This window comes from Streptomyces araujoniae (genome assembly GCF_050871195.1).
In the GTDB taxonomy this organism is placed as follows: Bacteria; Actinomycetota; Actinomycetes; order Streptomycetales; family Streptomycetaceae; genus Streptomyces; species Streptomyces bacillaris.
Map to the genome: position 1 here is coordinate 1188507 of NZ_CP194070.1, position 17202 is coordinate 1205708.

Sequence of the window (17202 nt, forward strand, 5' to 3'; positions counted from 1 at the left end):
ACTGGACCGACCAGTGTACGACCTGTGCGGCTACGGTGCGCGAACGGCGCGGGGCCGTGGTGCGACCGGGCGGCTACCGGGCGTTGAAGTACTTCGCCTCGGGGTGGTGGATGACGATGGCGTCGGTGGACTGCTCCGGGTGCAGCTGGAACTCCTCGGACAGCTCCACCCCGATCCGCTCCGGCCGCAGCAGGTCCGCGATCTTCGCGCGGTCCTCCAGGTCGGGGCAGGCCCCGTAACCGAGCGAGAAGCGCGCGCCCCGGTACTTCAGCGCGAACATGTCCTCCACCTCGGCCGGGTCCTCGCCGCCGAAGCCCAGCTCGCTGCGGACCCGGGCGTGCCAGTACTCCGCCAGGGCCTCCGCGAGCTGGACGGAGAGGCCGTGCAGCTCCAGGTAGTCGCGGTAGGAGTTGGCGGCGAACAGCTCGGCGGTGGCCTCCCCGATCCGGGAGCCGACGGTGACGACCTGGAGGCCGATCACATCGGTCTCGCCGGACTCCTCGGGGCGGAAGAAGTCCGCGAGGCAGAGGCGGCGGCCGCGGCGCTGGCGCGGGAAGGTGAAGCGGGTGCGCTCGGAGCCGTCCTCGTGGAGGAGGATCAGGTCCTCGCCCTTGGAGACGCAGGGGAAGTAGCCGTAGACGACGGCGGCTTCCAGGAGGTTGTTGGACTGGAGGTGGTCGAGCCAGCCGCGCAGGTGCGGGCGGCCCTCGGTCTCCACCAGCTCCTCGTACGTCGGCCCGTCACCGGTCCTGGCCTGCTTCAGGCCCCACTGCCCCTTGAACAGGGCGCCCTCGTCCAGCCAGGAGGCGTACTCCTTGAGCGGGATGCCCTTGATCACCCGGGTGCCCCAGAACGGCGGCTCGGGGATCGGGTTGGTGGTGGAGACGTCCGAGCGGACCGAGCCCTCGGGCTCCTGGACCTCCAGCACGGGGACGTCCTTCTTGGGGACCCGGCGCTGCTTCAGCTCGGGCAGGGCCGCTCCCGGCACCCCGCGCTTGACGCCGATCAGCGCGTCCATGAGGCGCAGCCCCTCGAAGGCGTCGCGGGCGTAGCGCACCTCGCCCTCGTAGATCTCGTGCAGGTCCTGCTCGACGTAGGCCCGGGTCAGCGCGGCGCCGCCGAGGATCACCGGGAAGTCGGCGGCCATCTTGCGCTGGTTCAGCTCCTGGAGGTTCTCCTTCATGATCACGGTGGACTTCACCAGGAGGCCGGACATGCCGATGACGTCGGCGCGGTGCTCCTCGGCGGCCTCCAGGATCGCGGAGACGGGCTGCTTGATGCCCAGGTTGACGACGTTGTAGCCGTTGTTGGAGAGGATGATGTCGACGAGGTTCTTGCCGATGTCGTGGACGTCGCCGCGGACGGTGGCGAGCACGATGGTGCCCTTGCCCTCGTCGTCGGACTTCTCCATGTGCGGCTCCAGGTGGGCCACCGCGCTCTTCATGACCTCGGCGGACTGGAGGACGAACGGCAGCTGCATCTGGCCGGAGCCGAACAGCTCACCGACGACCTTCATGCCCTCCAGGAGGGTGTTGTTGACGATGTCCAGGGCCGGGGTGTCCTGGAGGGCCTCGTCGAGGTCGGCCTCCAGGCCGTTCTTCTCGCCGTCGATGATGCGGCGCTGGAGCCGCTCGTCCAGCGGGAGGGCCATCAGCTCCTCGGCCTTGCCCGCCTTCATCGACTTCATGTTGACGCCCTCGAACAGCTCCATGAGCTTCTGGAGGGGGTCGTAGCCCTCGGCGCGGCGGTCGTAGATCAGGTCGAGGGCGACCTTGACCTGCTCCTCCTCCAGCCGGGCGATGGGCAGGATCTTGGAGGCGTGCACGATCGCGGAGTCCAGGCCCGCCTTGACGCACTCGTCGAGGAAGACGGAGTTCAGCACGACGCGCGCGGCCGGGTTGAGGCCGAAGGAGATGTTGGAGAGGCCCAGCGTGGTCTGGACGTCCGGGTGGCGCTTCTTCAGCTCGCGGATCGCCCCGATGGTGGCGATGCCGTCGCCCCGGGACTCCTCCTGGCCGGTGCAGATGGTGAAGGTCAGGGTGTCGATGAGGATGTCGGACTCGCGGATGGACCAGTTGGTGGTGAGGTCCTCGATGAGCCGCTCGGCGATGGCGACCTTGTGCTCGATGGTGCGGGCCTGGCCCTCCTCGTCGATCGTCAGCGCGATCAGGGCGGCGCCGTGCTCGGCGGCCAAAGCGCTGACCTGCGCGAACCGGGATTCGGGGCCGTCGCCGTCCTCGTAGTTGACCGAGTTGAGCACGGCCCGGCCGCCGAGCTGCTCCAGTCCGGCGCGCAGGACGTCCAGCTCGGTGGAGTCCAGCACGATCGGCAGGGTGGAGGCGGTGGCGAAGCGGCCGGCCAGCTCGGTCATGTCCGCGACGCCGTCACGGCCCACGTAGTCGACGCAGAGGTCGAGCATGTGGGCGCCCTCGCGGATCTGGTCGCGGGCCATCTCCACGCAGTCGTCCCAGCGGGCCTCCAGCATGGCCTCGCGGAACTTCTTGGAGCCGTTGGCGTTGGTGCGCTCGCCGATCGCCAGGTAGGCGGTGTCCTGTCGGAAGGGCACGTGCTGGTAGAGCGAGGCGGCGCCGGGCTCGGGGCGCGGCTCGCGCTCGGGCGGGGTAAGCCCCTGGACCCGGTCCACGACGGCCTTCATGTGGGCCGGGGTCGTACCGCAGCAACCGCCGATGAGGGAGAGGCCGTAGTCCCGGACGAACGTCTCCTGGGAGTCGGCGAGGCCGTCGGGGCCGAGCGGGAAGTGCGCGCCGTCCTTGGTGAGGACGGGCAGGCCGGCGTTGGGCATGCACATCAGGGGCGTACGGGAGTGGCGCGCGAGATAGCGCAGGTGCTCGCTCATCTCGTCCGGGCCGGTGGAACAGTTCAGGCCGATGAAGTCGATGCCGAGCGGCTCCAGGGCGGTCAGGGCGGCCCCGATCTCGGAGCCGAGCAGCATGACGCCGGTGGTCTCGAAGGCCAGGGAACAGATCAGGGGCACGTCGGCGCCGAGGGCCTCCATGGCCCGGCGGGCACCGATGATGCTGGCCTTGGTCTGGAGCAGGTCCTGGGTGGTCTCGACGATCAGGGCGTCGGAGCCGCCCGCGAGGAGTCCCTCGGCGTTCCGCTGGTAGCCGTCGCGCAGGATGTCGTACGTGATGTGGCCGAGCGAGGGCAGCTTGGTGCCGGGGCCGATCGAGCCGAGGACCCACCGCTGGCGGCCGTCCTTCGCGGCGAACTCGTCCGCGACCTCGCGGGCGATGCGGGCGCCGGACTCGGACAGCTCGTGGATCCGGTGCGCGATCTCGTACTCGTTGGCGGCGGAGTGGTTGGCCCCGAAGGTGTTGGTCTCCACGCAGTCGACGCCGACCGCGAAGTACTCCTCGTGGACGGAGCGCACGATGTCGGGGCGCGTGATGTTGAGGATCTCGTTGCAGCCCTCGAGGTTCTCGAAGTCCTCAAGGGTCGGGTCCTGCGCCTGGAGCATGGTGCCCATCGCACCGTCGGCCACCACCACCCGGGTGGCGAGCGCCTCGCGCAGGGCTGCTGCGCGGGTCCGGCTGTCGGGGGCGGGTGTCGGCAACGAGGCCATGGATGATCTCCCAGGGATGCGACGGCTGTCGGCTTTGCGTCCTTCTCGGGGAAGGCGCACCCCGTCAGCGTAGCCGGACAGCCCGACAGGTGGTCGGTCCGTCCATGGGGCGGACTGCATGCTGTGCGGATGCGGGCGCGGCGGGCCGCCCGGAGGAGACTTTCCCCCGGAGTCCGGCGCAGGTCGGCATCGACCGATAGTGTTCAGCATTGTCGAACCGAGGTGGAGGAGTACGGCGCGATGGCCAAGAACATCCAGTCGCTGGAGCGGGCGGCCGCGATGCTGCGCCTGCTGGCGGGCGGCGAGCGGCGGCTCGGGCTGTCCGACATCGCCTCCTCCCTGGGGCTGGCCAAGGGCACCGCCCACGGAATCCTCCGCACGCTCCAGCTGGAGGGGTTCGTCGAGCAGGACGCCGCGTCGGGGCGCTACCAGCTGGGCGCGGAGCTGCTGCGCCTCGGCAACAGCTATCTCGACGTCCACGAGCTGCGGGCCCGCGCCCTGGTCTGGACGGACGACCTGGCCCGCTCCAGCGGCGAGAGCGTCCACCTGGGCGTGCTCCACCAGCACGGGGTGCTCATCGTGCACCACGTCTTCCGGCCCGACGACAGCCGCCAGGTGCTGGAGGTCGGGGCGATGCAGCCGCTGCACTCCACGGCGCTGGGCAAGGTGCTGTCCGCGTACGACCCGGTGGCGCACAGCGAGGTCATGGAGGCGGAGCGCCGCTCGTTCACCGGCCGCACGGTGACGGCCTCCGACGAGTTCGAGGCGATGCTCGACCTGATCCGCGCCCAGGGGTGGGCCGCCGACGCCGAGGAGACCTGGGAGGGCGTGGCGGCCGTCGCCGCACCCGTCCACGACCGGCGCAGGATGCCGGTGGGCGCGGTGGCCGTCACGGGGGCGGTGGAGCGGGTGGCGCCGGGGGGCGTGCTGCGCCCCGAGCTGATCGCGGCCGTACGGGACTGCGCGCGGGCGGTCTCCCGGGACCTGGGCGCCGGCCGCTTCTGAGGGCCGGAGGGCCCTCCCCGCCACGTCCGCCCCGAGGGTGGGGGCCACCTCCGCCACGTCCGCCCCCGAGGACCGCGCGCCGACTCCGTCACGTCCGCCCGCGAAGGCCAGGGACCGCCTCCGCCACGTCCGCCCCCAAGGCCAGGCACCGTCTCCGCAGCGCCTGCCGCACCCCGGGCAACGCCTGCCGCACCCCCCGGCCGCGCCCTCCGCCACGACGCCCGCCGCACCGCCCGGGCCCCCGCCGCCACGATGCGCCCACTCGCGCGTTCGCGCGTCCGGGCGCATCGTGGGGTAACGATCGCGTCGCGCACCGAGTCCTCGGCCACAGAACCCTTGACGCTTCCTTCACTCGAGGGAAACACTGCCGCTCAACGGTCGGCATTGTCGAACGCCTAACGGCAATACGCGTTAGGGTGTGACAGTGCCAAGGGCCGGTCAAGCCCTACAGATGGGGTGCCCACGCCTCGTGGACACCTGATCTGGGGCGCGGATCACCGGAGGGACCCGGTGTTCCGCTCTCCCCTGGACGAAGGACGAAGGAGTCGCGGGTGTCCAGCTCCGACATATTCATCGGCGAGACCATCGGTACCGCCGTACTCATCCTGCTCGGCGGCGGTGTCTGTGCCGCCGTCACGCTGAAGCGCTCGAAGGCCCGCAACGCGGGCTGGCTGGCCATCACCTTCGGGTGGGGCTTCGCCGTGCTGACCGGCGCCTATCTCGCCGGCGGCGTCTCGGGCGCCCACCTCAACCCCGCGGTCACCCTGGGTCTCGCCATCCAGGGCGGCACCCCGTGGGGCGACGTGCCCCTCTACCTCGGCTCCCAGCTGCTCGGCGCGATGATCGGCGCCGTCCTGGTCTACGCGGTCTACTACGGGCAGTTCCACGCCCACCTGACCGACCCGGAGATCGTGGGGACGAAATCCCCCGACGAGGGCATGGTCGACCAGACCTCCGCCCCGAAGGCCGGCCCGGTGCTCGGGATCTTCTCCACCGGCCCGGAGATCCGCAACGGTGTGCAGAACGTCCTCACTGAGGTCATCGCCACGGTGGTGCTGGTCCTGGCCATCCTGACCCAGGGCCTCAACAACGAGGGCAACGGTCTGGGCACGCTCGGCGCCCTGATCACCGCCCTGGTCGTGGTCGGCATCGGCCTCTCGCTCGGCGGGCCCACCGGCTACGCCATCAACCCGGTCCGCGACCTCGGACCGCGCATCGTGCACGCCGTGCTGCCGCTGCCGAACAAGGGTGGTTCGGACTGGGGCTACGCCTGGGTACCCATCGTGGGTCCGCTCATCGGTGGCGCCCTCGCCGGTGGGCTCTACAACCTGGCCTTCGCCTAGCCCACCCGGGTATCAGCGCCGTAACCCCTTTCACTCCACAGACCTCCGGGAGCACACCGTGACCGACGCACACACCACCGGCACCCACGGCAGCGGGCCGTTCATCGCCGCCATCGACCAGGGCACCACCTCCAGCCGCTGCATCGTCTTCGACAAGGACGGCCGGATCGTCTCGGTCGACCAGAAGGAGCACGAGCAGATCTTCCCCAAGCCGGGCTGGGTCGAGCACGACGCCACCGAGATCTGGGAGAACGTGCAGGAGGTCGTCGCCGGGGCCATCGTCAAGGCCGGCATCACCTCCGCCGACGTCAAGGCGATCGGCATCACCAACCAGCGCGAGACCACCCTGCTCTGGGACAAGAACACCGGCGAGCCGGTGCACAACGCGCTGGTCTGGCAGGACACCCGCACCGACGCGCTCTGCAAGGAGCTGGGCCGCAACGTCGGCCAGGACCGCTTCCGCCGCGAGACCGGGCTGCCGCTCGCCTCGTACTTCGCCGGGCCCAAGGTCCGCTGGCTGCTCGACAACGTCGAGGGGCTGCGCGAGCGCGCCGAGGCCGGCGACATCCTCTTCGGCACCATGGACTCCTGGGTCATCTGGAACCTGACCGGCGGCACCGACGGCGGCGTCCACGTCACCGACGTCACCAACGCCTCGCGCACCCTCCTGATGAACCTGCACCGGATGGAGTGGGACGAGAAGATCCTCTCCTCCATCGGCATCCCGGCCGCGGTCCTCCCCGAGATCCGCTCCTCCGCCGAGGTGTACGGCAACGCCAAGGGCGGCATCCTCGACGGCGTGCCCGTCGCCTCCGCGCTCGGCGACCAGCAGGCGGCCCTGTTCGGCCAGACCTGTTTCGCCGAGGGCGAGGCCAAGTCCACGTACGGCACCGGCACCTTCATGCTGATGAACACCGGCGGCACCCCGGTGAACTCCTACAACGGGCTGCTCACCACCGTCGGCTACCAGATCGGCGACAAGCCCCCGGTGTACGCCCTGGAGGGCTCCATCGCGGTCACCGGTTCGCTGGTGCAGTGGATGCGCGACCAGATGGGCCTCATCAAGTCGGCCGCCGAGATCGAGACGCTGGCCTCCTCGGTCGAGGACAACGGCGGCGCCTACTTCGTGCCCGCCTTCTCCGGACTGTTCGCCCCCTACTGGCGTCCCGACGCCCGGGGCGTGATCACCGGTCTCACCCGTTACGTCACCAAGGCGCACATCGCCCGTGCCGTCCTGGAGGCCACCGCCTGGCAGACCCGCGAGATCAGCGACGCCATGACGAAGGACTCCGGGGTCGAGCTGACCGCGCTCAAGGTCGACGGCGGTATGACGTCCAACAACCTGCTGATGCAGACGCTCGCCGACTTCCTGGACGCGCCGGTGGTGCGCCCCATGGTCGCCGAGACCACCTGCCTCGGCGCCGCCTACGCCGCCGGTCTCGCCGTCGGCTTCTGGCCGGACACCGACGCGCTGCGCGCCAACTGGCGCCGGGCCGCCGAGTGGACCCCCCGCATGGACGCGGACACCCGTGCCCGCGAGTACAAGAGCTGGCTCAAGGCCGTCGAACGGACCATGGGCTGGGTCGAGGACGAAGAAAGCTGACGAGGAGCATTCACCATGACCACCCTGCAGAGCGTTCCCGCCCTCGGAACGCACCCGGCCTCCGGCTCCCTGCCGAGCCGCGCCGAAACCCGGGAGCAGCTGTCCCGGGCGACGTACGACCTCCTGGTCATCGGCGGCGGCATCCTGGGCATCTCCACCGCCTGGCATGCCGCGCAGTCCGGGCTGCGGGTGGCTCTGGTGGACGCCGGTGACTTCGCCGGCGCCACCTCCTCCGCCTCCTCCAAGCTGCTCCACGGCGGTCTGCGCTACCTCCAGACCGGCGCGGTCAAGCTGGTCGCGGAGAACCACTTCGAGCGGCGCGCGGTCTCCCGCGAGGTGGCCCCGCACCTGGCCAACCCGCTCACCTTCTACCTGCCGGTCTACAAGGGCGGCCCGCACGGCGCGGCCAAGCTCGGCGCGGGCGTCTTCGCCTACTCCGCGCTCTCCGCGTTCGGCGACGGCGTCGGCCACGTCATCTCCCCGGCCAAGGCCCAGCGCGATGTGCCCGAGCTGCGGACGGACGACCTGAAGGCGGTCGCGGTCTACCGCGACGACCAGATGAACGACGCCCGCATGGCGCTGATGACGGTCCGCGCGGCGGTCGACGCGGGCGCGGTCGTCCTCAACCACGCGGCCGTCACCGGCCTGCGCTTCACCCGGGGCCGGGTCACGGGCGCCGAGCTGAAGGACGGCGTCGACGGTACGGAGTTCGGCGTCACCGCCCGGCTCGTGCTCAACGCCACCGGCCCGTGGGTCGACCACCTGCGGAAGATGGAGGACCCGAACGCGGCCCCCTCCATCCGCCTCTCCAAGGGCGCCCACCTGGTCCTCAAGCGGACCCGGCCGTGGCGGGCGGCGCTGGCGACCCCGATCGACAAGTACCGGATCACGTTCGCGCTGCCGTGGGAGGACATGCTGCTCCTCGGCACGACGGACGAGGAGTACGAGGGCGACCCGGCGGACGTCTCGGTGACCGAGGCCGACACCGCGCAGATCCTCGACGAGGCGGCGTTCTCGATCAGGGACCAGCAGCTCTCGCGCGACCTGATCACCTACTCCTTCGCCGGTCTGCGCGTACTGCCCGGCGGGCCCGGCGACACCTCCAAGGCCAAGCGCGAGACGGTCGTCACCGAGGGCCGCGGCGGGATGCTGTCGGTGGCGGGCGGCAAGTGGACGACCTTCCGCCACATCGGCCGTACGGTCATGAACAAGCTGGCCGCCCTGCCCGGGCACCCGCTGGCCGAGGACATGGAGCCGATGAACCGGCTGCCGCGGAAGCTGCCGCTCCCCGGCATCGCCAACCCGAACGCGGTCGCCCACCGGCTGCTGATCGACGGCCCGGCGCCCGGCCCGCGCATGGCCCCGGACACAGCCCGCCACCTCGCCACGCACTACGGCTCGCTCGCCTTCGACATCGCGCGGCTGGCCAACGAGAACCCGGCGCTGGCCGAGCGCGTCCACCCGGACGCCCCGGAGATCTGGGCCCAGGTCGCCTACGCGCGCGACCACGAGTGGGCCGAGACGGCGGACGACGTGCTGCGCCGCCGGACCACGCTGACGATCCGGGGGCTGGCGACGGACGAGGTCCGCGACGGCGTCGAGAAGCTGCTGGCCGACCGGGACTGACCTCCCCACGGGGTACGAGGACGGGGGCGGCTTCCCCACGGGAGCCGTCCCCGTCCTCGTACGCCCACGGGACTCCCGCGCCCCCGGGCACGCGCCACACTCCCGCCATACGCGCGCAACGTGCCGCGGGGAGAGTGGAGGCCATGAGATTCTCGGTGCTCTCCCTGATCGGCCACGACCCGCACCCGCTGACCGGTGAACTCCCCTCCCCCGCCGACCGGTTCGAGGAGGTGATCGCCACCGCGTCCGCAGCCGAGGAGCTGGGCTTCGACTCCTGTTCGGTCGGTGAGCGGCACGCCGGGGCGTTCCTCTCCTCCAGCCCGAGCGTGGTGCTCGGCGCGATCGCGGCCCGTACCTCCACGATCCGGCTGCTCACCGGGGTGACCGTCGTCGCGATCCTCGACCCGGTCCGGGTGGCGGAGGACTTCGCGACGCTGGACCAGATATCGCGGGGCCGGATCGAACTGGTCGTCGGGAAGGGCGCCGAGGCGGGCCACTTCGACCTCTTCGGGCTGGACGAGGAGCGGCAGTGGGACCTCCAGAAGGAGAAGTACGAGCTGCTGCGCCGGCTCTGGACCGAGGAAGGCGTCGACTGGGAGGGCGAGTTCCGCCCGCCGCTGAAGAACGTGACCACGGTCCCCCGCCCGTACGACGGTCTCCCCAGGATCTGGCACGGCTCGGCCACCAGCCTCAACTCCCCCGAGCTGGCGGCGAAGCACGGCGATCCGCTCTTCACCGCCAACGCGATCCAGCCGCGCGAGGCGTACGCGAGGCTCATCGCGCACTACCGGGAGCGGTTCGAGGCGTACGGGCACGATCCGGCGGACGCCCGGGTCGCGGCGGGCTCCGGCGGACTGCTCATCGCGGACAGCTCGCAGGCGGCGGTGGCGCGGTACAAGGAGCTGTACGAGGCGCGGGTGCGGCAGACCTTCAAACCGCATCTGGCGGGGAAGGCCGGCTACAACACCCCGTTCCGCACCATCGAGGACGCGATCGAGGGCGGCCCGCAGCTCATCGGCTCCCCGCAGCAGATCATCGACAAGATCCTCGGCTGGCACGGCGTCTACCGCCACGACCTCCAGTCGGTCACCGTGGACGGCTTCGGGCTGAGCCGCCCGGAGCAGCTGGAGACGCTCCAGCGGTTCGCGGAGGAGATCGCCCCGGTGGTGCGGCGGGAGGCGCCCTCCACGCTCTGGCGGTGAGGCGGAGGTGCGGGCGGACGGGGCCGATGCACTGTTCGGCCCGATGATCCACTCCTGCTGGCAAGGTTCACCCGGCCGTGCAAACGGGCTGCGGCCGGAGGGGCCCGAAGCCGTAAGGTTGCTCCGTACGTATGGAGTCAGCGGAAGGAGGCCCGGGTGATCGAGCTCGAGTCGGTGCCCGAGCTGGTCGACCCGGTCATGGTGGCCGCGTTCGAAGGCTGGAACGACGCCGGTGACGCCGCCTCCACAGCGGTCGGCCATCTGGACCGGGAGTGGAAGGGCGAGGTGTTCGCGGCGCTGGACGCCGAGGACTACTACGACTTCCAGGTCAACCGGCCCACGGTGTGGCTGGAGAACGGGGTGCGCAAGGTCACCTGGCCGACGACCCGGCTGTCGGTGGTGCGCGTCGGCGGGGAGAAGCCCAGAGACCTGGTCCTGGTGCGCGGGATCGAGCCGTCGATGCGCTGGCGCTCGTTCTGCAACGAGATCCTCGGCTTCGCCCATGAGCTGGGCGTCGAAATGGTCGTCATCCTGGGCGCGTTGCTCGGGGACACCCCGCACACCCGGCCGGTGCCGGTGAGCGGGGTCACCTCCGACCCGGATCTGGCGCGGACGATGCAGCTGGAGGAGACCCGCTACGAGGGTCCGACGGGCATCGTCGGCATCCTCCAGGAGGCGTGCACCCATGCCGGGGTGCCCGCGGTGAGCCTGTGGGCGGCGGTGCCGCACTACGTGTCGCAGCCGCCGAACCCGAAGGCGACGCTGGCCCTGCTCAACCGGCTGGAGGACCTGATCGGGCTGCGCATCCCGCTGGGCGAGCTGCCCGAGGACGCGCGGGCCTGGCAGCTCGGCGTGGACCAGCTGGCGGCCGAGGACAGCGAGGTCGCGGAGTACGTCCAGACGCTGGAGGAGGCGCGGGACACCGCGGAGCTGCCCGAGGCATCCGGTGAGGCCATCGCCCGGGAGTTCGAGCGGTATCTGCGGCGCCGGGACGGCGGTCCCGGACCGGGCGGCCATGCGACGGAGAGCGGGGACGGGACGTATCTGCGCGACCCGTCCAGCAGCCGCGCCCGCCCGCCGAAGCCGCCGCGCACGGACCCGGGGCCGGGCCGGAAGCCGGAGGAGCGCCCCGAGGACAAGGGCCCCGACGAGTCGTCCGGGGAGGGCTCCGGCGGGGAGTGATCTCCGACGCGCCGTCAAGGGCCGGGCGCCGTACGGGATCCGATCCCGTACGGCGCCCTTTCCGTGGCCCCGGTCCGCACGCGGGCGGATGACGGACGGGACCGGCCCCGGACCTCTCCACGAAGTCCGGGGCCGGTGCGGTGGGTTCCGGGGGCGGCGGCGGGCCGCCCATCCGTCCTACAGGGCGACCCCCAGCAGGGCGTCGACGGTACGGGAGACGAGGCCGGGTGCCCCCTCGTCGCTGCCGCCCTCCGCGCTCTGGAGTGCGACCCAGCGGTCCACGGCGGCGAGCGCCGTGGGGGTGTCCAGGTCGTCGGCGAGGGCCTCGCGGACCTCCTCCACCAGGGCGTCGGCCGAGCGCCCGTCGGGGCGTGAGACCGCCGCGCGCCAGCGGGCGAGGCGCTCGACGGCGTCGGTGAGGACCTGGTCGGTCCACTCCCAGTCGGCGCGGTAGTGGTGGGAGAGCAGGGCGAGACGGATGGCCGCCGGGTCCACGCCCTCGCGGCGCAGGGCGGAGACGAAGACGAGGTTGCCGCGGGACTTGGACATCTTCTCGCCGTCGAGGCCGACCATGCCGGCGTGGACGTACGCCTTGGCGAACGGGTGCTCGCCGGTCAGCGCCTGGGCGTGCGACGCGCCCATCTCGTGGTGCGGGAAGACCAGGTCGGAGCCGCCGCCCTGGATGTCGAAGCCCATACCGAGGTGGTCCAGCGCGATGGCGACGCACTCGATGTGCCACCCGGGGCGGCCTTCGCCCAGGGAGGCCCCGTCCCAGCTCGGCTCGCCCGGGCGGGCGGCCATCCAGAGCATCGGGTCGAGGGGGTTCTTCTTGCCGGGGCGCTCGGGGTCGCCGCCGCGTTCGGCGGAGAGCAGCCGCATGGCCGCCGCGTCGAGGCCGGAGACCTCGCCGAAGTGCGGGTCGGCGTCGACGGAGAAGTAGACGTCGCCTTCGAGGTCGTAGGCGGCGCCCGCCTCCCGCAGCCGCTCGACGAGGGGCACGATGCCGGGTATGGCCTCGACGGCTCCGATGTAGTGGCGCGGGGGCAGCATCCGCAGGGCGGTCATGTCCTCGCGGAAGAGCGCCGTCTCGCGCTCGGCCAGCTCGGACCAGTCCTGACCGTCGCGCACGGCCCGCTCCAGGAGCGGATCGTCCACGTCGGTCACGTTCTGGACGTAGTGAACCTGCCGCTTGGTGTCGAGCCACACGCGCTGAACGAGGTCGAACGCGTTGTAGGTCGCCGCATGACCCATGTGGGTCGCGTCGTACGGCGTGATGCCGCAGACGTAGATGCGGGCGACGGGACCGGGGTCAAGGGTGATCCGTCCGCCGGTCGCGGTGTCGTGGATCCGAAGGTCGCGGCCCTTGCCGGGCAGGGCGGGGACCTCAGAAGCGGGCCAGGCATGCATGTCATGAGCGTAACCGGACGATCCTTCCGGATACGAACCGGATCCGGATTCCTGTCCGAAGAGACACTCTTGCGATAAACCTTCGAAAGACTGTACGGAACGAGCTTCCGCCGGCTCCCGTCGGCGCCCGCTACACGGGCGGCCAGGGGATCGGGGGCCACTGCCCGCTCGGCTCCGGGTGCGCCTTCGTGTCCAGCAGCACCGCCACCCGCGCCCGCAGGGCGTCCAGTTCGGCGGCCGTGATGAGTTGCGCCATCCGGGTGGCCAGCGGCTCACCCGCCGCCAGCTCCCCGGCGAGCCGGGCGAGCACCACCAGCGCCTCCTCGGTGAGCGGCTCCCCGGCCCAGCCCCACAGGAGCGTGCGCAGCTTGTCGTCGGCGTTGAAGGTGACCCCGTGGTCGATGCCGTACAGCAGCCCGCCGGGGCCCGGCAGCAGATGGCCGCCCTTGCGGTCACCGTTGTTGATCACCGCGTCGAGCACCGCGAGCCGTCGCAGCCGGGGATCGTCCGCGTGCACCAGCAGCGCGGTCCTCCCGTTCCCGACGTCCGCGTGGCCCACGGCCTTCCAGCCCTCGCCCGGCTCGTCGCCCTCCACCAGGGCCAGCACCTCGGGCGTGGCCTCACCGGGCCCGGGCCCGTCGATCCAGAGCTGGCACATGCCCTGCCCGTAGGGCCCCTCGCGCAGCACGGTGGGCGGCACCAGGTCCCAGCCGGTGGCCCGGGAGATCTCGTACGCCGCCACCTCCCGCTGCGCCAGCGTCCCGTCGGGGAAGTCCCAGAGCGGCTGCTCGCCCGCGACCGGCTTGTAGGCGCAGGTGCGCTCCTCGCCCTCGTACGCCACGGTGCAGTGCAGCACCGCGTTGGACGCCCCGCCGACCTGGCCGAGGACGGTGAGCGTGCCCTCGGTGAGCAGGGTGGTCAGGTCCGTGTCCGTCAGGCTCCGCGACGGTATCCGTTCTGGCGCGGGCATACGTGTCCTTCCGGATCGAGCGGCAGGCTGCACAGCGGGCACGGCGGACGGCCGGCGTTGACGACGTCCAGGGCGCGCTTGGCGAACGCGCGGGCCTGGGCTCCGCTGAGCCGGACGCGGAGCATCGGCGGGCCGTTCTCCTCGTCCTGGAGGAGCTTCTCCTCGGCCTCCGCGAGGTCGTCCTCGGAGTCCGCGTCCAGCTCGACGAGGGCCTGCGCCTCGACGATCATGCGCTGCTCGTCGCCGTCCCAGGCCAGGGCCATGGTGCCGACCCGGAACTCCTCCTCGACGGGGACGTCCAGGGGGGCGGTGTCCGCGACGTCGGTGGGCGCCACGGCGGGCACCGGCGAGTTGCCGCCGGTCCGCCGGACCACCTCGTCGAGCAGTTCGTCGATCCGCTCGGCCAGGGCGGCCACCTGGGTCTTCTCCAGGGCGACGCTGGTGACCCGGCCCTTGGACGAGGCCTGGAGGAAAAACGTACGGCGGCCAGGCAACCCGACCGTGCCGGCCACGAATCGGTCCGGTGGGTCGTAGAGGAACACCTGACGGGACACGTCCTGTCTCCCTTGAGAATCGATGGGCGGATAGCGGCGCTACGGCGCGTCCACCCTACTGCCCGCGGAGATCACGGCGCGCCCCCGCCGCCCCCGACCGCCGCGTCCGACGTGCCGTCACCCGCGGCGGACGGCTGGGCGCCCGCCCCGACGGACTGTTCGCGCGGTGCCAGGGGGGCGAGGTCGCCGGTGTCCCCGACGCGCAGGAGGAAGGGGCGCAGCCGGGTGTAGCGGATGGCGGTGACCGAGCAGGGGTCGACGTGGATGCGCTGGAAGAGGTCCAGATGCATGCCGAGGGCGTCCGCGACGAGGGACTTGATGATGTCGCCGTGCGAGCACATGACGTAGGCGGCGTCCTCGCCGTGCTCCGCCGCGACCCGGTCGTTCCAGTCGCGTACGGCGTCGACGGCGCGGGCCTGCATGGCGCGCATCGACTCGCCGCCGGGGAAGGCGGCGGCGGAGGGGTGCTGCTGGACGACGGACATCAGGGGCTCGTCGGACAGCTCGGCGAGCTTGCGCCCCGACCAGTCGCCGTAGTCGCACTCGCTGATGCGCTCCTCGGTGTGCGCGGCCAGTCCGGGGCGGGCCTCCAGCAGCGGCCGGAGCGTCTGGTGGCAGCGCTCCAGGGGGCTGCTGACGGCGACGGCGAGCCGGAGAGCGGCGAGCCGGGCGGGCAGAGCGGCGGCCTGTTCGGTGCCGCGCTCGTCGAGCAGGACCCCGGGGGTGCGGCCCGCGAGCACTCCGGCGGTGTTGGCGGTGGAGCGTCCGTGGCGTACGAGGATCAGCGTCGGCATACCGGCCAGGGTAGATGTCCCGTGGCGCCCGGTGCGAGAGAGGAGCCACGGGGAAGGAGACGACGGTGGACCGCCTTGTACGTCGTGGTCCCTGACCTCCCGAGGATGCCGAATGATCGTGGACTGTGCCATCTACCAGGACGGCCGCCGGGCCGAGGGGTCCGGCGACCTCTCCGAGGCCCTCGCGCAGGCGCGCAGGTCCGGTGACGCCTTCCTCTGGATCGGCCTGCACGAGCCGACCGAGGAGGAGTTCGGCCGGGTGAGCCAGGAGTTCGGGCTGCACCCGCTCGCGGTGGAGGACGCGCTCCGCGCCCACCAGCGGCCCAAGCTGGAGGTGTACGACGACTCCCTGTTCGCGGTCCTGAAGCCGGTGGTCTACGAGCCGGACCACGACACGGTGAGCGCCGACGAGCTGATGGTCTTCATCGGTGACTCGTTCGTGGTGACGGTCCGGCACGGGGAGAGCGCCCCGCTCGCGGACGTCCGCCGCCGTCTGGAGTCGGAGCCGGAGATCCTGGCGCACGGGCCGACGGCGGTCCTCTACGCGATCAGCGACGCGGTGGTGGACCACTACATCGACGTGGCCGGGGAGCTCCAGGTGGACCTGGAGGAGCTGGAGACCCAGGTCTTCGCCCCGAGCGGGAGCGGCGGCTCCTCGAACACGGCGGCGACGATCTACACGTTCAAGCGGCAGGTGCTGGAGTTCCGCCGGGCCACCGGTCCGCTGACGGCGCCGATGACCCGGCTGGCGGGGGCCGGGGTGCCGTTCGTCCACCAGGAGGCGCAGCCGTTCTTCCGTGACGTCGCCGACCATCTGACCCGGGTCAACGAGCAGGTGGAGGGGCTGGACCGGCTGCTGTCGGACATCCTCTCGGCCCATCTCGCACAGATGGGGGTGCGGCAGAACGACGACATGCGGAAGATCTCGGCGTGGGCGGCGATGGCGGCCGTCCCCACGATGGTCGCGGGCATCTACGGCATGAACTTCGACCACATGCCGGAGCTGCACTGGGCCTGGACGTACCCGGCGATCATCCTGTTCATGGCGGCGGCGGTGCTGGGCCTGCACCGCCTGTTCAAGCGGCGCGGCTGGCTCTGAGCCCGTACGGGGTCCCGGAGCCGGGGAGTCCCCGCCGGATCACGCGAACTCCGGTTCCGGTACGGCCCGGCCGCCCAGGGCGTCCCGGCGTCCGGGCATCTCCAGGCTGACCATGCGCCGCCAGCCGCCGAGGCGCTCGTACGCGTACACGGCGTGGATCCCGGCCGCCAGCGTCAGGGCCTTGGCGCGCGGCCAGCCCAGCAGCCGTCCCATCCGGTCCATCACCGCGAGGCTGACGTCGCGGTACACCTCGATCTCCGCGAGGGCGCACTCGCGCATGGTCCGCTGGATGGTGCGCCCGTGGCCCTCCCGGGCGAGCCGCAGCAGCTCCTCGTGGCAGTAGGCGAGGTGGTTGTCCTCGTCGTCGGAGATCATCCGCACCGCGCGCCCGATGTCGGGGTGGTCGGAGAAGTACCGGCGCAGCAGCCGCATCTGTTCGGACGCGCGCTGTTCGGTGATCCGGCTGTGGGCCAGATAGGTGATGATGTCGCGCTCGGTGAGCCGCTCGTCGCCGCGCAGCCGGGAGTGGGCGAGGCCGATGCCCTGCTGTTCCAGGAGCATCGTGTAGTCGGTCTCCGGCGGGACGTCGGCCGGCCGGAGCCCGCGCTTCTTCAGGAGGGCGTTGAAGATCCGGCCGTGCTTGTCCTCGTCGGCGCCGTGGCGGACGATCCGGGGCGCCAGGGAGCGGCAGCTCTCCGGGACCAGCGCGGCGATGCGGGCGTTCTCCCAGCCGCCCTGGGACTCCCCGCTGGCGGCGATGGAGCAGAAGAGCCGGTAGGCCTCGTCGTCGTCCAGGATCTCCTGGAACAGGCCGCGGGCTGAGAGCATGAG

At 71.7% G+C, this 17202-nt stretch carries 13 protein-coding genes; 7 read left to right on the forward strand and 6 right to left on the reverse strand.

Annotated elements, in window-relative coordinates; genetic code table 11:
- Positions 1–73 precede the first annotated feature (73 nt).
- Positions 74–3586, reverse strand: coding sequence for a methionine synthase (metH, locus tag ACQ9ZG_RS04975; protein WP_109914902.1), 3513 nt, complete (start codon positions 3584–3586; stop codon positions 74–76).
- A gap of 240 nt (positions 3587–3826) precedes the next feature.
- Here metH and ACQ9ZG_RS04980 point away from each other — a divergent pair, with 240 nt between their 5' ends.
- The 6 genes from ACQ9ZG_RS04980 (at position 3827) to ACQ9ZG_RS05005 (ending at position 11547) form a co-directional block, all read left to right on the forward strand.
- Positions 3827–4591, forward strand: coding sequence for an IclR family transcriptional regulator (locus tag ACQ9ZG_RS04980; protein ID WP_018487902.1), 765 nt, complete (start codon positions 3827–3829; stop codon positions 4589–4591).
- A 551-nt stretch (positions 4592–5142) separates the two neighbouring features.
- Positions 5143–5934, forward strand: coding sequence for an MIP/aquaporin family protein (locus tag ACQ9ZG_RS04985; protein WP_028419979.1), 792 nt, complete (start codon positions 5143–5145; stop codon positions 5932–5934).
- Between the two features lie 58 nt (positions 5935–5992).
- Complete coding sequence (glpK, locus tag ACQ9ZG_RS04990) at positions 5993–7537, forward strand: glycerol kinase GlpK (protein ID WP_018487904.1); 1545 nt, start codon at positions 5993–5995, stop codon at positions 7535–7537.
- Positions 7538–7552: 15 nt separating this feature from the next.
- On the forward strand, positions 7553–9163 hold the full coding sequence (locus ACQ9ZG_RS04995) for a glycerol-3-phosphate dehydrogenase/oxidase (RefSeq protein ID WP_018487905.1): 1611 nt from the start codon (positions 7553–7555) through the stop codon (positions 9161–9163).
- Positions 9164–9306: 143 nt separating this feature from the next.
- Positions 9307–10365: an LLM class flavin-dependent oxidoreductase gene (locus tag ACQ9ZG_RS05000; RefSeq protein WP_084996289.1), complete on the forward strand. Its 1059-nt coding sequence runs from the start codon at positions 9307–9309 to the stop codon at positions 10363–10365.
- Positions 10366–10521: 156 nt separating this feature from the next.
- Positions 10522–11547 (forward strand): PAC2 family protein, encoded by a 1026-nt coding sequence (locus ACQ9ZG_RS05005; RefSeq protein WP_109916722.1) that lies wholly within the window; start codon positions 10522–10524, stop codon positions 11545–11547.
- Positions 11548–11724: 177 nt separating this feature from the next.
- Here ACQ9ZG_RS05005 and mshC read toward each other — a convergent pair whose 3' ends face one another.
- The 4 genes from mshC to ACQ9ZG_RS05025 all read right to left on the reverse strand — a co-directional run bounded on the left by mshC (position 11725) and on the right by ACQ9ZG_RS05025 (position 15272).
- Positions 11725–12954, reverse strand: a complete 1230-nt coding sequence (mshC, locus tag ACQ9ZG_RS05010; RefSeq protein WP_109916723.1) for a cysteine--1-D-myo-inosityl 2-amino-2-deoxy-alpha-D-glucopyranoside ligase — start codon at positions 12952–12954, stop codon at positions 11725–11727.
- A gap of 130 nt (positions 12955–13084) precedes the next feature.
- A complete protein-coding gene (locus ACQ9ZG_RS05015) occupies positions 13085–13924 on the reverse strand; it encodes an SCO1664 family protein (protein WP_109916724.1) in 840 nt (279 codons plus the stop codon).
- Entirely contained in the window at positions 13888–14478 is a 591-nt protein-coding gene (locus ACQ9ZG_RS05020; RefSeq protein WP_018487910.1) for a DUF3090 domain-containing protein, read from the reverse strand. The genes ACQ9ZG_RS05015 and ACQ9ZG_RS05020 overlap by 37 nt, the downstream gene beginning before the upstream one ends.
- A 71-nt stretch (positions 14479–14549) precedes the next feature.
- Positions 14550–15272: a histidine phosphatase family protein gene (locus ACQ9ZG_RS05025; RefSeq protein ID WP_109916725.1), complete on the reverse strand. Its 723-nt coding sequence runs from the start codon at positions 15270–15272 to the stop codon at positions 14550–14552.
- 112 nt (positions 15273–15384) lie between these two features.
- Between ACQ9ZG_RS05025 and corA the strand changes: the two genes are divergently transcribed.
- Complete coding sequence (gene corA / locus ACQ9ZG_RS05030) at positions 15385–16371, forward strand: magnesium/cobalt transporter CorA (protein WP_109916726.1); 987 nt, start codon at positions 15385–15387, stop codon at positions 16369–16371.
- Positions 16372–16410: 39 nt separating this feature from the next.
- Here corA and ACQ9ZG_RS05035 read toward each other — a convergent pair whose 3' ends face one another.
- Complete coding sequence (locus ACQ9ZG_RS05035) at positions 16411–17199, reverse strand: hypothetical protein (protein WP_109916727.1); 789 nt, start codon at positions 17197–17199, stop codon at positions 16411–16413.
- Between the last annotated feature and the right edge of the window lie 3 nt (positions 17200–17202).